Annotated in this window: 15 protein-coding genes and 1 other annotated feature; all 15 genes read left to right on the top strand. The window is 44.7% G+C overall.

Annotated features, from left to right (window positions below; all coding sequences use genetic code 11):
• Positions 1-4: 4 nt before the first annotated feature.
• The 15 genes from murA (at position 5) to ileS (ending at position 15,391) form a co-directional block, all read left to right on the top strand.
• Positions 5-1,273 (top strand): UDP-N-acetylglucosamine 1-carboxyvinyltransferase, encoded by a 1,269-nt coding sequence (gene murA, locus GC102_RS04980; RefSeq protein WP_171688436.1) that lies wholly within the window; start codon positions 5-7, stop codon positions 1,271-1,273.
• Positions 1,274-1,370: 97 nt separating this feature from the next.
• Entirely contained in the window at positions 1,371-2,279 is a 909-nt protein-coding gene (locus GC102_RS04975; RefSeq protein ID WP_171688435.1) for a cell division protein FtsQ/DivIB, read from the top strand.
• A 277-nt stretch (positions 2,280-2,556) separates the two neighbouring features.
• On the top strand, positions 2,557-3,804 hold the full coding sequence (gene ftsA / locus GC102_RS04970) for a cell division protein FtsA (RefSeq protein ID WP_171688434.1): 1,248 nt from the start codon (positions 2,557-2,559) through the stop codon (positions 3,802-3,804).
• Between the two features lie 30 nt (positions 3,805-3,834).
• Positions 3,835-4,956, top strand: coding sequence for a cell division protein FtsZ (gene ftsZ / locus GC102_RS04965; protein ID WP_029196512.1), 1,122 nt, complete (start codon positions 3,835-3,837; stop codon positions 4,954-4,956).
• A 234-nt stretch (positions 4,957-5,190) separates the two neighbouring features.
• Positions 5,191-6,114 (top strand): sigma-E processing peptidase SpoIIGA, encoded by a 924-nt coding sequence (gene spoIIGA, locus GC102_RS04960; RefSeq protein ID WP_171688433.1) that lies wholly within the window; start codon positions 5,191-5,193, stop codon positions 6,112-6,114.
• Positions 6,115-6,253: 139 nt separating this feature from the next.
• Positions 6,254-6,976, top strand: a complete 723-nt coding sequence (gene sigE, locus GC102_RS04955) for an RNA polymerase sporulation sigma factor SigE (RefSeq protein ID WP_047672364.1) — start codon at positions 6,254-6,256, stop codon at positions 6,974-6,976.
• Positions 6,977-7,137: 161 nt separating this feature from the next.
• Complete coding sequence (sigG, locus tag GC102_RS04950) at positions 7,138-7,920, top strand: RNA polymerase sporulation sigma factor SigG (RefSeq protein ID WP_057303043.1); 783 nt, start codon at positions 7,138-7,140, stop codon at positions 7,918-7,920.
• A gap of 135 nt (positions 7,921-8,055) precedes the next feature.
• Positions 8,056-8,355: a YlmC/YmxH family sporulation protein gene (locus GC102_RS04945; protein WP_047672367.1), complete on the top strand. Its 300-nt coding sequence runs from the start codon at positions 8,056-8,058 to the stop codon at positions 8,353-8,355.
• Positions 8,356-8,474: 119 nt separating this feature from the next.
• The gene (gene pgeF, locus GC102_RS04940; protein ID WP_171688432.1) at positions 8,475-9,320 is read left to right on the top strand and encodes a peptidoglycan editing factor PgeF; all 846 of its coding nucleotides are present in this window, start codon (positions 8,475-8,477) and stop codon (positions 9,318-9,320) included.
• A gap of 44 nt (positions 9,321-9,364) precedes the next feature.
• Positions 9,365-10,051: a YggS family pyridoxal phosphate-dependent enzyme gene (locus GC102_RS04935; RefSeq protein ID WP_171688431.1), complete on the top strand. Its 687-nt coding sequence runs from the start codon at positions 9,365-9,367 to the stop codon at positions 10,049-10,051.
• Between the two features lie 38 nt (positions 10,052-10,089).
• On the top strand, positions 10,090-10,512 hold the full coding sequence (locus GC102_RS04930; RefSeq protein ID WP_057303040.1) for a cell division protein SepF: 423 nt from the start codon (positions 10,090-10,092) through the stop codon (positions 10,510-10,512).
• Positions 10,513-10,544: 32 nt separating this feature from the next.
• Positions 10,545-10,817 (top strand): YggT family protein, encoded by a 273-nt coding sequence (locus tag GC102_RS04925; protein ID WP_235549210.1) that lies wholly within the window; start codon positions 10,545-10,547, stop codon positions 10,815-10,817.
• Between the two features lie 2 nt (positions 10,818-10,819).
• Entirely contained in the window at positions 10,820-11,602 is a 783-nt protein-coding gene (locus GC102_RS04920) for a YlmH family RNA-binding protein (protein WP_171688430.1), read from the top strand.
• A gap of 156 nt (positions 11,603-11,758) precedes the next feature.
• Complete coding sequence (locus GC102_RS04915) at positions 11,759-12,235, top strand: DivIVA domain-containing protein (protein ID WP_029196502.1); 477 nt, start codon at positions 11,759-11,761, stop codon at positions 12,233-12,235.
• 72 nt (positions 12,236-12,307) lie between these two features.
• Positions 12,308-12,556 (top strand) — a binding site (T-box leader).
• A gap of 66 nt (positions 12,557-12,622) precedes the next feature.
• Positions 12,623-15,391 carry an isoleucine--tRNA ligase gene (gene ileS / locus GC102_RS04910; protein WP_171688429.1) on the top strand — a complete coding sequence of 923 codons (2,769 nt, stop codon included), beginning with the start codon at positions 12,623-12,625 and terminating at the stop codon, positions 15,389-15,391.
• Positions 15,392-15,438: the final 47 nt, after the last annotated feature.

The following is a 15,438-nucleotide window of genomic DNA, read 5'->3' as shown; positions in this document are numbered from 1 at the left end:
AACTTTGGAGAAGCTCGTTATCGAAGGTGGAAGACCTCTTACGGGAGCCATCCAGATACACGGCGCGAAAAACGCCGCATTACCAATTTTAGCAGCTTGCATCCTGGCTAGCGGCACTCATACTCTGCATAATGTTCCTAATTTGCTCGATATCGACACCATGCTGCGCATTCTTAGCGCGCTGGGCTGTCGTGCTGAGCAGCAAGGGGATACGGTATCTATCACAACATCCACAGCTCATTCCTCTCATATCCCAGAAGAATTGATGGGGCAGATGCGTTCTTCCATCTTTCTAATGGGTCCGCTACTCGCTAGATTCGGCAGTGTTACGGTCTATCAACCGGGTGGCTGCGCGATCGGTGAACGTAAAATCGATTTGCACCTTAAAGGTTTGCAGGCTCTCGGAGCCAACATCGAAGAATTCGCTAACAAAATTGTTTGCACCGCAGATTCATTGCAAGGCAGCGAGATTGTACTAGACTTCCCAAGCGTTGGTGCAACAGAAAATATTATGATGGCTGCTGTTAAGGCAGAGGGCATCACAACGATTTACAATGCTGCCCGTGAACCTGAGATTCAGGATTTGCAAAACTTCCTGAACACAATGGGCGCTGATATCATTGGCGCAGGTACGGACACCATAACGATTCGCGGAGTGGAGTCATTATCTCCTTGTTCATATCGCATCATACCTGATCGCATTGTAGCTGGAACATTCCTTGTGGCAGCAGCTGCGACCAAAGGAAGCATTACACTCGAAAAGGTGAACCCTGCTCATTTAACCTCGGTTATTCATGTCCTCAAGCGCGCAGGTGTTCAAATCATCACGGACGGTGATATAATACATGTAAGCTGTCCGACAAGACCGAAGGCGGTCGAGCGAATTGTTACTTCACCGCATCCGTCCTTTCCAACGGATCTTCAATCGCAAGTCATGGTGCTGTTATCTCTAGCAGATGGACTAAGCGTAATGAAAGAAACGATATTCGAAGGTAGATTTAAGCACGTTGATGAACTTTCCCGTATGGGAGCGGACATCCGTGTAGATATGAGCTCAGCCTATATACGAGGGGTTCCGAGGTTATATGGAGCTACAGTTGAAGCGACTGATTTGCGAGCCGGTGCAGCACTTGTCATTGCTGGTCTGGCTGCGCATGGCACAACGATCGTTGAGCAAATTCATCATATTGATAGAGGCTATGATAGAATTGAACATATGCTTTCCATGTTGGGAGCCTCCGTGCATCGCCAAGCACCCGTCCCAAGCGAGTAGAATGTTTGAATGACTTCCGCGGATCCCTTCCTGCATGCAGGTGGGGATACACGGTTTTCATTTGTTTGTCATACGAAAATAATAGGTGGTGCCCATCTTGTCTGAAGACCGCAAAGTACCCACTCTGCCTGTTCCTAAGCCGCGTGCGCGTACGAATCGGAAGCTGCTCATTTTCTTGTTCATTTTTTTCATCACAGTTCTTATCATTTTGTTTTTTCAATCTTCCCTTAGCCGAATTAGTGCCATTGAAGTTGAAGGAAATGAACTTATGGCATCAGAAACAATTGGACAAGCAAGTCAAATTGCCGTAGGTGATCGTTTCTTTGCCGTTAGCTCACAGGCTATCCAGCAGCGCATTGCCAAGATGCCCATGATCAAAACAGCAGTAGTGAAGAAGCATTTTCCAGGCATTATCCGTATTACTGTTGAAGAATTCCCTAAAGTGGCGTTCCAAATTGGAGCAGATGGTAAGAAGCAGGCTGTGCTCGCTGATGGTGCTGTCGTGGAGCTTTCTGCAGGAAGCATTCCGTTGGACATGCCTATATTGACTGGATGGACGGATGGCGATCCGAATAAGGCCGCACTTTGCAAAGTGCTTGGTGAAATCCCGGAGAGTGCGCTTTCTGACATTTCCGAAATTAAACCGGACCCGTCAGAGCCATACCCTGACAAGATCAAACTGTATACAAGATCTCAATTCGAAGTGTATACAACCATTGCCTATTTACCTGAGAAAATTGACAATTTGCCTGCCTATATAGCAAGCTTACAAGAAGATCATATTACGAGTGGTGTTATCAAAATGCTAGAAGTAGAGTATCACGCTCCTTTCGAACCGAATGAAGAGTCCAAAAATGATTCGAACAATGCATCCGGTCAGAAGTCTGGGGGCAATTCGCCGAGTCCTACACCTGATTCGATCAAAGATGGGGGTAAGACAAGCCCGAAGCCGACTCCAAAAGCGACGCCCAAATCGCCACCAAAGGAAACCGCGCGTCCTTCCTGACAAAAAAACGTTTAATGGGCTACTCAATCACTTAAAAAAATGTTAAAATTAGATTTATGGTTAAATAGGAATCTATCAGTACCTAAGATTTTTTTAAGTGATTACTAGACAGGATCTATATCGTTTTCTCATCATTAAGACTAGATATGTAAATGACTTTTTTTACTAGCAAAAAAAATGTAGAAAAAAGAGGGAATATGGCGGTTGTGTGGAATACGTATAGAAGTATTTGTGAGGAATTCACTTTATTACCCAAGTTACAGGAGGTGCCAGGGGCTTGAGCAACAATGACATCATTGTTAGTTTAGACATCGGTACATCCAAGGTTCGAGCTATTATTGGGGAAGTCGTAAACGGAACCATTAATATAATAGGTGTGGGATCTGCCGAGTCAGAGGGTATTCGTAAAGGCGCAATCGTTGATATCGATCAAACTGTGAATTCAATTCGCAGCGCCGTTGATCATGCTGAACGAATGGTCGGCGTACAAATTTCCGAGGTTTACGTAGGAATTTCAGGTAATCATATTGCTCTTCAATCTAGTCATGGTGTTGTCGCTGTTTCTAATGAAGACCGAGAAATCGGAGAAGAGGATATCGATCGTGTTATTCAGGCGGCTAGAGTCATCGCATTACCTCCCGAACGTGAAATTATTGGAGTTGTACCAAAGCAATATTTAGTTGATGGACAAGAAGGCATTAATGATCCTCGTGGCATGATTGGTGTTCGCTTAGAAGTGGAAGCAACAATTATCACTGGAGCGAAGACAGGGATACATAATTTAATCCGTGTTGTGGAAAAATCCGAACTGAAGGTTGCAGGCCTCATCTTAATGTCGCTAGCATCTGGACAGTTAGCCTTATCGAAGGATGAGAAAGCTGTTGGAACAGTTCTGGTTGATGTAGGAGCAGGGGCAGCAACGATTGCCGTATTTGAACAAGGTAATCTTGTGGCTACGTCGACGATTCAAATCGGTGGCGAGTACATCAGTAATGATATCGCAATTGGACTCCGGACTCAGCTCGAAATCGCAGAGAAAATAAAGCTGAAATACGGTTGTGCTTCTGTAGATGATTCAGCGCCCGATCAAGTATTTAAGGTTACGAGAATGGGAAGCAATGTGGAAAAAGAGTTTTCGCAAGTAGACCTCGCGAATATCATTGAACCCCGCGTTGAAGAAATTTTCCAAATGATCCGTGCGGAAGTTCATCGTTTGGGATATGGTGATTTAGCTGGTGGTTATGTGCTTACAGGCGGAACCGTTTGTATGCCAGGCATACTTGCGGTCGCACAAGCTGAACTTGCAACATCTGTACGTATCGCTGTTCCGGATTTCATTGGAGTACGTGATCCTTCCTACACTAGTGGCGTTGGTATCATTCAATTCGTATCCAAATATATGAAAAATCGGAATTCGGGTTTCTCGAAGAAAGTAGTAACGAAGACAACAGCAAAAAAATCCTCCGATAGTACTAAACCAGGTTTTCTTGAACGGGTAAAAAATTTTTTCAGTGAATTTATATAGTGAACGCAAAGTTAGGGGGATATGACTCACATGTTTGAATTTGATATGGATTTAGACCAATTGGCTCAAATAAAAGTCATCGGTGTTGGTGGCGGCGGAAGCAATGCAGTAAACCGAATGATCGAGAACGGCGTTAAGGGCGTTGAGTTTATCACCGTCAATACAGATGCTCAAGCTTTACACTTAGCTAAGTCTGTGCATAAATTACAAATCGGGGATAAACTGACACGCGGTCTTGGTGCAGGTGCGAACCCTGAAGTAGGTAAGAAAGCAGCAGAAGAGTCAAGGGAGACAATTCTGAATACGCTTCGCGGCGCAGACATGGTATTCGTTACAGCCGGTATGGGTGGCGGTACGGGTACTGGAGCTGCACCGGTTATTGCCGAGATCGCTAAAGAAGTAGGCGCATTAACGGTAGGTGTAGTTACTCGTCCGTTCACGTTCGAAGGACGCAAACGCTCTTTACAAGCGGAGCAAGGTATTGCAGCATTGAAAGAAAAGGTAGACACACTTATTATTATCCCGAATGATCGTCTTTTAGAGATAGTAGATAAGAAGACTCCTATGCTTGAAGCCTTCCGCGAAGCGGATAACGTACTTCGTCAAGGTGTACAAGGGATTTCTGACTTAATCGCAGTACCTGGACTAATCAATCTGGATTTTGCGGATGTCAAAACGATTATGACAGAACGCGGCTCGGCCCTCATGGGTATCGGTGTGGCAACAGGTGAGAATCGTGCAGCTGAAGCAGCCAAAAAAGCGATCTCCAGTCCTTTGTTGGAAACTTCCATTGAAGGAGCTCGTGGGGTTCTGATGAACATTACGGGTGGCGTGAATCTTAGCTTGTACGAAGTCAATGAAGCAGCTGATATCGTTGCATCTGCATCTGATATCGAAGTGAACATGATTTTCGGAGCTGTTATTGATGACAAACTCAAGGATGAAATTCTCGTTACGGTTATTGCAACTGGTTTCGAGCATAAGGCAGCGCCTGTTCATCAACCCATCAAACGTCCTGGCACGGGTCAACCAGAAACTCCTGCTCCAGACAATCGGTTGAACAACTTGAAACCTTTTGGTTCTCAACCTTCTAACGACCAATTAGATATTCCGACGTTTCTGCGTAATCGCGGACGGAATACCGACAAATAATTACACAATAATTGTAAAGAGACCGAAGCCCTACATGATGTAGAGGCTTCGGTTTTTTGTTATTCTTAGGGCTTTTCTAGCTCGTGATAGGCCGCGTCAACTGACAAAAAAAGTATCATCCTACTAGCAAGTTTAGACAGACTTTGAATTTAGATTCCCCTATACTGATTTAGAACCTTAAAGTTTCGTCAGAAAAATTACTATAAAAGCATCCGTCTTGGAGGTGAGGAAATTGTGGTCGTCTATGCGGATCTCATTTTCCTGCTGAACTTTCTGATGGATGCGGCCATGCTTATCGTAACGGCTAAAACGCGGAAAATATCGTTCAAGTGGTGGAGAATCGTAGGTTCGTCGGTTTTGGGAGCTTCCTATGTGGTCATTATGTTCTTGCCAGTGCCGTTGTTTCTTTTTACATTTTCTGTGAAATGTATGTTCTGTGTCGGTATGATTATGACTGCTTTTGGGTTTGGCTCCTTACAAAATTTATTGAGAAACATCGGAACGTTCCTTTTAGTGAATTTTGCTGTAGCCGGTGGTATGTTCGGCATTCATTATGTACTGGCATCCTCATCCGATGTGATGGATGGGATTGTGTTTACGCAAACAGGCGTGGCCATGTTTCAGATGCAGGTTGGAGGCATCCTGTTTGTGCTCATGTTGCTGCTTCCTTTGCTATGGTGGTTCAGAACGGTGTTTCAGAGTTCGAAGCAGCGTGAGGTGTTGACATCTTATTTGGCAGAAGTAACGATTCATGTGGGTGATTATACAGCCTCTTGCAAAGGTTTAATAGATACGGGAAATCAATTGTATGACCCGTTAACTCGAACCCCTGTAATGGTAATGGAAGTGTCTGAGTGGGGGGATGTATTGCCTGTAGAATGGCTCCAAAGGATTAGATCAGCAGATGTTGATCAGATCATAAGTGGTTTGGGTGTGGAGGAATTTGTTTGGCAAGATCGCTTGCGTCTCGTGCCCTACCGTGGCGTTAATCGGAATACCCAATTCATGCTGGCCATTAAACCGGATAAGGTGGTGATCACCCATAATCATTTGCAAATTGAAGCGTCTAAGGTGCTTATCGGACTCGATGGAGGAAAGCTTTGCAGTGACGGCACTTATCAAGCGATTATCCATCCAGCATTGATTTCAGCAGGATAGCGTTTTCAAAATGGAGGGTGAGTAATAAGTAACGTAAACCACTTCTTCGGTTTAGGAAATTTGTTTTGCTAGCAGCAAAACTCTACATATGCTTACGAAGTCAGTTTTGCATACGCAAAACTCTTAGGAGGAAACTAACATGTTCTTGAAGTGGAAAATGCTTTTTCAACTAGCGTATTATCGTATTTTAATGCTATTAGGTCTCAAAGGCGAAGAAATCTATTACATTGGCGGCAGTGAAGCGTTACCGCCCCCACTTACGAGAGAAGAAGAAGAGTACTTATTGGAAAAGTTACCGTCCGGGGATGCCGCAGTGCGAGCTATGCTGATTGAGCGCAACCTGAGATTGGTTGTCTATATAGCTAGAAAGTTCGAAAATACTGGCATCAATATCGAGGATTTGGTTTCTATCGGTGCCATCGGCCTAATAAAAGCGGTGAACACCTTTGACCCAGAGAAAAAGATCAAGCTAGCTACATATGCTTCCCGTTGTATTGAAAATGAAATTCTCATGTATTTACGACGAAACAGTAAAATACGTACGGAAGTTTCTTTCGATGAACCGCTTAATATTGATTGGGACGGAAATGAACTTCTGTTATCTGATGTTTTGGGGACCGAAAATGATACCATTTACAGAAATATTGAAGAACAGGTAGATCGAAAGCTGCTGCATAAAGCACTTGATAAGTTAACAGAGCGGGAACGCATCATCATGGAGCTCCGTTTCGGCCTGCAAGATGGGGAGGAAAAAACGCAAAAGGACGTCGCTGACTTACTGGGTATTTCACAATCGTATATCTCCAGATTGGAAAAGCGCATTATTAAAAGGCTTCGTAAAGAATTTAATAAGATGGTCTGAAAAATATTTTTTGACGGGTCATGTCGAAATTGTTCAGCAGTCACGGGAGGGAGCGAGTCGAAACCCTTTTGTCAAGTAGCTCGATCAGGGATAGGACAGGAATAAATCAACCGCTCACGGGGATAATTAACAGTAATGTTTCTCCTTGGGAGGTAATCACGGTGACCCGAAATAAAGTTGAGATATGTGGTGTTGATACCGCCAAACTGCCTGTTCTGACCAATGCTGAAATGCGTGAACTGTTTTCTGATTTGCAGACGAAACAGGAGCGAGCTGCAAGAGAGAAATTGGTCAATGGGAACCTAAGGTTAGTTCTAAGTGTAATCCAGCGGTTCAACAATCGCGGAGAGTATGTGGACGATCTCTTCCAAGTTGGCTGTATTGGTTTGATGAAAGCCATTGATAACTTTGATTTAAGTCAAAACGTCAAGTTCTCGACCTATGCTGTACCGATGATTATAGGTGAGATTCGCCGCTACTTACGAGATAATAACCCGATTCGCGTTTCTCGTTCCTTAAGAGATATTGCTTACAAAGCTTTACAAGTCAGAGACAGCTTGACGAATCAGAATTCACGCGAGCCTACGATTTACGAAATCTCCGAGGCCCTTAATGTGCCTAAGGAGGATGTCGTATTCGCGCTTGATGCCATTCAGGACCCGGTATCGTTATTCGAACCGATTTATCATGATGGCGGAGATCCCATCTATGTCATGGACCAGATCAGTGATGAGCGCAATAAGGACATGTCGTGGATTGAAGGAATTGCACTTCGTGAAGCTATGCGTAAACTAAATGCTAGGGAGAAGATGATTCTCTCCATGCGATTTTTTGAAGGGAAAACGCAGATGGAGGTTGCCGATGAGATCGGCATTTCCCAAGCTCAGGTTTCCAGGCTTGAGAAATCGGCCATCTGTCAGATGCAGAAACATGTGAAATCGTAATTAACATAAAGACTGGATCGGCTGTGACAAGCCGTGAAGGTCTTTTTTTGGTTTTCAGGACATTTTGCCCACACCGCACATATACTAGTACAAAATCAGTTAAAAATCCTAATGAGATTCGTGGTGAATAGCCTCATGAAAATATCTGATTTCCAGACGAAGGATGTAATCAATATTGTTGACGGTAAAAAGCTCGGGCAAATCAGTGATTTGGAGCTTGATCTGCGTCAGGGTCGTATCGAATCGATAGTTGTACCTAATCAAAGCCGATTTTTCGGATTGTTCGGTTCAGGGACAGATGTCATTATACCTTGGAAGCATATTGTGAAAATCGGTGCAGATGTCGTTCTTGTGAAATTAGAAGATGTCCGGCCTTATCGTCAAACGGATGATAACGAAGGTGTTTATGAGTTCAATCAGCAATTCCGTAATTGACGGAAGGCACACGAGCGAAGGCTGCTGCATCATGGGCAGGCGAAGCAAACATCGTGTGTCTTTTTATTTTGTGCTAAAGTAAAAGGAGTAAAGATCCAAGTGTGGGGAGAGAAACGACCGTGGAACCATTTGTGAAACAAGCGAAAGAAGATGGGCCAGTCCTATTTACGATAGCAAGCTGGATGGAGCAGTACTGCGAATTAACCGTTGGTTTTACATCCCGCCATGGAGGAGTGAGTCAGTCACCGTATGCGACGCTCAATAGCGGACTGCATGTGAACGATGTACCAGAGCATGTGGTTAGGAATCGTGAGTTGATCGCTGAGGCCGTAGGACAGCCGTTTGAAGCATTCACGTATGCAGAACAGGTACATGGTAATGAAGTCACTATAGTAAGCCTACAGGAAAAAGGTATGGGCAGAGCATCCAGGGAAACGGCCATTCAAGCGAAGGACGGCTTCATTACAAATGAGAAAGGAATCGTTCTTTGTGCGCAATTTGCAGATTGTGTACCGTTATTTTTCTACGATCCTGTCAAACGTGTTGCCGGTCTGGCTCATGCAGGTTGGAAAGGCACGGTGTTAAACATTTCCATGGCTACGATATCCTTAATGACACATACTTTTGGTAGTCAGGCCACAGACATTCGCGCGGCAATTGGTCCATCCATAAGAGCCTGCTGTTATGAGGTTGATGAGACTGTAGCTAATCGTGTGAACCATGTACTTATGGATATCAATGCATCATCAGAAGAGCGTCAAGCTGTTATGGTCGACAAAGGAAATGGCAAGTATATGCTGAATTTGCAAGAATTGAACCGAAAATTGTTATTGCAAGCAGGAATTTTGTCGTCCCATATCGAAGTATCACAGTTATGTACGAGTTGTAGCACTGATCTCTTTTTTTCACATCGAAAAGAAGGCGGTTCTACAGGTAGAATGATTGCTTGGATTGGTCTTCTTTGATGAGATTGATGCAAGCGCAGCGTTGAATTGAGGTGTCTGCATAAGTGAGTTTACTAGCCCGTAAAGATGAGGTTGAAGCCCGTGTCGCCGCAGCATGTAAGCGGTCAGGACGGGAAGAGAACGAAGTTAAGATTATTGCTGTAACGAAATATGTTTCCTTAGAGACGACCAAAAGCGTATTGGATGCAGGACTTCTGCACATTGGTGAGAATCGTTGGCAGGATGTCAAGCCGAAGTGGGAAGCGCTCCACGAACGGGGAACATGGCATTTCATTGGACATTTGCAAACGAATAAAGTAAAGGACGTCATTGGCAAATTCGCCTACATTCACTCGTTGGATCGGATATCTCTGGCCAAAGAACTGGACAAGCAGGCTGCAGCTTTAGGAATTGAAGTGAATTGTTTATTGCAAGTGAACGTTTCCGGCGAAGAGTCAAAGTACGGTATTGCACCTGAGCATTTCTTCGATTTTGCTACAGAAGTTAGTGGGCTAAAACATATACATATCACTGGTTTGATGACCATGGCTCCTTACGAGATGGAGGCCGATGCAACAAGACCTGTCTTCCGTGGATTGAGAGAGTTGCGAGACCGTCTGAATGATCGGAATATTTTCCCATACGAGATAACAGAGTTATCCATGGGGATGTCCGGGGACTTTGAAGTAGCGATTGAAGAAGGTGCAACTTGGGTTCGTTTGGGTACTGTTTTGGTAGGGAAAGAACTTTAGTTAACCTGATTTAAGAACATGATAAGGAGGGAACTATAGTGGGTGTTTATAACCGATTTATGAATTTTCTTGGGCTGCAAGAAGAGGAAGAGGTTGTGGAGCGGGAGCGTATTGTGGAAGCCACAGAAGAACCTGAAACCAATCCTTATGAATTACGTAATAAAAATAAGGCGAATGTCGTCAGCATTCATTCACAGAAAAATGCACGTGTCGTGCTAAGTGAACCTCGAACCTATGAAGAGACGCAGGATATTGCAGATCATCTTCGCTCCAGAAGAGCTGTGATCGTCAATTTGCAGCGAGTTCGTGGTGATCAAGCCATACGTATCGTAGATTTCTTAAGCGGGACGGTATATGCTTTGAGTGGGTCTATATCCAAACTAGGACCAAATATCTTCCTCTGTACACCAGATTCAGTTGATATTCATGGTCACATCTCCGAGATGATGGGTGAAGAATAGGCGCATATCCTAACACAGAGGTGGATGCATACGTGAATTACGTTCACTATTATCTTAGTATTTTGATGGAAATTTATTATTTCATGATTATTGGTTATTTGATCCTCTCTTGGTTTCCTAATGCACGTGATAGCTTCGTTGGAGGACTCCTTGGGAAATTGGTTGAACCGTATTTAAGCCCTTTCCGAAAAATTATTCCTAGCATAGGGTTCATTGATCTTTCGCCAATTGTGGCCTTAATCGCACTGCGATTTGTGGTTATGGGGATTATAGCTGTGCTCGATTTCATTGTGGGGTTGTTCTAACATTGCCAAAAGAACTCTACGGTCATTTTCATTCGGATGAGCACCATTTTGTCGACAAAGCCTGGGATTGGGTGGAACGGGCAGCTGAGCAGCATGCTGTGAAGCTAACGGATTTTCTAGATCCCAGACAAGCTTTTATACTGACATCACTCGTTAATCGACACCCAGATGTACACTGCCGTCTAGATGGCGGATACTCGACCGCCGAACGAAGAAGGGCTCTTATTGCCCCTGATTACCGATCTTTGGATGGGGAAGATATGGCCATGGCGGTCTTGTCCGTTTCTTCCGGAGACGGCAAATTTCTAACATTAGAACATGGAGATTACATGGGCGCCATTCTTGGACTCGGCATGAAGCGAGACAAGGTTGGCGATATTCATGTTATAGAGGGCGGCTGCCATTGTTTGGTTACCCAGGATGCTGCGGATTACCTACATTTGAATTTGTCCCAGGTACATAGGGTTCATGTGCAAACAGAGTTGCTTTCGTTAGATAAACTGGAACTCGCTCAAGTACAATTGGACGAGCTGAACCTGTCTGTTGCATCAATGCGTATGGACGGGATTGTGAGCGATGCATTCAGGCTTAGCCGAGCTAAAATATTGGTTCCCATTCAAGCTGGCCGCTGCCGCGTCAATTGGAAGCTTGAGGAAGATCCTAGTAAGCCTCTTAAAGAGGGGGATATGGTGTCTTTGCAAGGATTTGGTAGATTCAAGGTGCTTGAAGTGGAAGGCGTAACGAAAAAAGGACGTATTCGTGTGAAGATCGGCAAATTTGCATGAACGTGGATAATTTATCCACGAACTTTGCAGGAATTGCTTATTTTCTGTCGAACTGATTCAGTATAGATGTGGGTTCAAACTAGCTTTCATGGAAGAAAGCTTAGCTTATGCTTACGAAGTCAGTTTTGCTGCGCAAAACGCTAAGGAGGGGCACTGATGCCATTAACACCGCTAGACATACATAATAAGGAGTTTTCCCGCTCGTTCCGCGGTTATGATGAAGATCAAGTGAATGAATTCCTGGATCAAGTCATTAAGGATTACGAGGCATTGATTCGTGAGAATAAAGATTTGCACAATCAAACGGTGACACTGCAGGAACGTTTGGACCATTTCACGAATATTGAGGAATCACTTAGCAAAACGATCATCGTTGCTCAAGAAGCTGCGGATGAAGTGAGAAGCAACGCCAAGAAAGAAGCGCAGCTGATCTTGAAGGAAGCTGAGAAGAATGCAGATCGGATTATTAATGAATCCTTGACGCGTTCACGCAAGGTTGCTTTGGAGATTGAAGAATTGAAGAAACAAGCCTCCATTTATCGCACACGCTTCCGGACGTTGCTTGAAGCACAATTAGAGCTGCTCAACACGGAAGGCTGGCAAAGTATGCAGTTTGAAAATAAAGAAGAGTAGGAATCGATGATTAGGTGACTGTCATATTGACTATGCCTAACGAATTGGTTATACTCCTGTTAAATGTATCTCAGTAAAGCTATGACTGGAACGAGTAGGTCGAATTAGCAGTGTCAGCGAATTAGGGTATTGGTGTGAGCCTAATCTCTGCAGCGTACCGAATATCCCCCAGGAGCGTCTCTTGAAGCGAGTAGAGAGAATCGGGTCATGCCGTTACACATGATCGAGTGATTAAGCTTATGTTCGTCACACCTCAGGGTGTAAGTTCATTTTGCTTTTTAACGAGGGTGGTACCGCGAGCTAGAGTTTCTCGTCCCTTCTGGGGATGAGAGGCTTTTTTTGTTTTTCTGACAACATAAAGTTTGAGGCAGGAATGGAGTGGTTGCAATGGATTATGGCAAAACATTAAATTTACTACAAACGGAGTTTCCGATGAGAGGCAATTTGCCGCAGGTGGAACCGAAAATGCAAGAGCATTGGGAAGCTGAGGACATCTATGCCAAAGTGCAGGAGAGTCGTAAAGGCAGAACAAAATTCATTCTGCATGATGGTCCTCCTTACGCGAACGGCGATATTCATATTGGACATGCGTTAAACAAGGTATTGAAAGATATTGTCGTGCGATTCAAAACATTACAAGGCTTCGATGCACCTTATGTTCCAGGCTGGGATACACACGGATTGCCGATTGAGCAGGTGATTACGAACAGTGGGAAAGTCGATCGTAAAAAAATGACCGTCCCTGAGTTCCGTGAATATTGCAAAGAGTATGCCCTACAGACTGTTGAGAAACAGAAGAGCCAATTCCAGCGTCTGGGTATCCGTGGTGACTGGAAGAATCCGTATATCACGCTGCAGCCGAATTATGAAGCTCAGCAAATTCGAGTGTTCGGTAAAATGGTACAAAAAGGCTTTGTCTACAAAGGCTTGAAGCCAGTCTATTGGTCCCCATCTTCCGAGAGCGCACTTGCAGAAGCTGAGATTGAGTACAAAGAAAAAACCTCCACTTCCATTTATGTGGCGTTTCCTGTTAAAGACGGCAAAGGCAAGCTGCCGCAGGATGCTGCTATTGTGATCTGGACGACAACAGCATGGACGCTGCCTGCAAACCTGGGCATTTCACTTCATCCTGAGTTCGACTATGCTGTTGTTGGGGCCGGTGGGAAGAAATATGTACTTGCACAGGGCTTGCTTGCTGCTGCAGCTAAGGAAATTGGCTGGACCGATTACGAAGTGTTGTCGACGGTAAAAGGCAGCGAACTCGAGTTCGTTACGTGCCAGCATCCGTTCTATGACCGTGAATCGCTTGTTATGGTTGGCGAACATGTGACACTAGAAGCGGGTACAGGTTGTGTACATACAGCTCCTGGACACGGGGAAGACGATTTCGCAATTGGACAGCGTTATAACATCGGAGTGCTATGTCCTGTGGATGATCAAGGGCATTTCACTGCTGAAGCACCGGGCTTTGAAGGCATGTTCTACGAAAAAGGCGGCAAGCTGATTATCGAAAAGCTGCAAGAATCAGGTCTATTGCTTAAAGCTGGAGAAATTCAGCATCAATACGCCCATGATTGGCGCACGAAGAAGCCTGTTATTTATCGAGCAACAGAGCAGTGGTTCGCATCTATTGATAAATTCAGACAAGAGATGCTGGATGAAATCAAGCAAGTGAAGTGGACGCCAGAGTGGGGCGAAATCCGCCTGCATAACATGATTGCAGATCGTGGAGACTGGTGTATCTCGAGGCAGCGTGCATGGGGTGTTCCTATTCCGATCTTCTACTGCCGCAGCTGTAACGAACCGCTTGTCAATGAACAAACCATTGAACATGTGGCTCAGTTATTTGAGCAAGAAGGCTCAAATACTTGGTTTATCAAGGATGAGAAGGATCTCCTGCCTCAGGGAACTAGCTGCTCCAAATGTGGACATGGTGAGTTCCGTAAGGAAACGGATATCATGGACGTATGGTTTGATTCTGGTTCCAGCCATGTGGCTGTGTTAGAATCCCGTCCTGAGCTGCAGTGGCCTGCGGATCTGTACTTAGAAGGTTCTGACCAGTACCGTGGTTGGTTCAACTCCTCTCTCATTACAGGTGTTGCCACAAGAGAGAAAGCACCTTATAAAGGCGTTCTCAGCCATGGCTTTACGCTGGATGGAGAAGGACGGAAAATGTCCAAGTCGATCGGAAACACGATTGATCCGAATGTGGTGTGTGGTAAGCTAGGCGCCGATATCCTGCGTTTGTGGGTATCCTCAGTCGATTATCAATCGGATCACCGGATCTCGGATAATATCTTGAACCAAACGACGGAAGTATACCGTAAAATTCGCAACACGATGCGTTTCTTGTTAGGTAACATGAGCCATTTCAATCCTGAAACAGATCGTGTTGCAACGGAGAGTTTGTCAGAGCTCGATCGTTATGCATTGATTCGCTTGAATCGGATGATTGAGAAGGTAGTGAAGGCTTATGAAGCGTATGAATTCCATGTCGTTTACCAAACGATTCATCATTTCTGTGCGGTTGAAATGAGCTCATTCTACTTGGATATTATCAAGGACCGTTTGTATGCAAACGCGCCTCATGATCCTGCTCGGAAAGCTTCGCAAACCGTATTATATGCTTCCTTAACTGCGATTACGAAGCTGATTTCACCCATTCTTCCACATACAGCGGATGAAGTATGGAAGTACATTCCTGGAGTTGAACTCAGCAGTGTGCAGTTAGCAGAATTACCCAAAGTCGATTCAAGTTTATACAAGGAAGAATTGGAAAATAAATGGAATAGCTTCCTGGATGTTAGAGATGAAGTTTTGAAAGCTCTCGAAGAGGCACGTAAAGAGAAGGTCATCGGTAACTCATTAGGAGCTGCTGTACATCTATATCCGAATGAAGCTACTTACGACTTACTTATGCAATTGGAGCAGTTGGATCAGTTGTTCATCGTATCTGCTGTGAGCGTGCATAAACCTGGGACGGAGGCTCCTGCTGGGCTATATCAATCGAAGGACGCGGCCATTGCTATCACAGTAGCTGAAGGTGAGAAGTGCGAGCGCTGTTGGATAGTGACTCCTGAGGTGGGGCAAAGTAACGAACATCCGACACTTTGTACCAGATGTAATGATGTTGTTTCGGCTCATTACCACGAGTAGAGGAAGCAAACGAGCTTTCGCTTTATGCGAAGCTCGTTTGTCCTGTT

Origin of the sequence: Paenibacillus germinis, from assembly GCF_013141785.1 — a bacterium.
Lineage (GTDB): Bacteria > Bacillota > Bacilli > Paenibacillales > NBRC-103111 > Paenibacillus_E > Paenibacillus_E phytorum.
The sequence above is the reverse complement of the archived record's forward strand: the minus strand, read 5'-3'. Positions and strand labels throughout refer to the sequence as shown.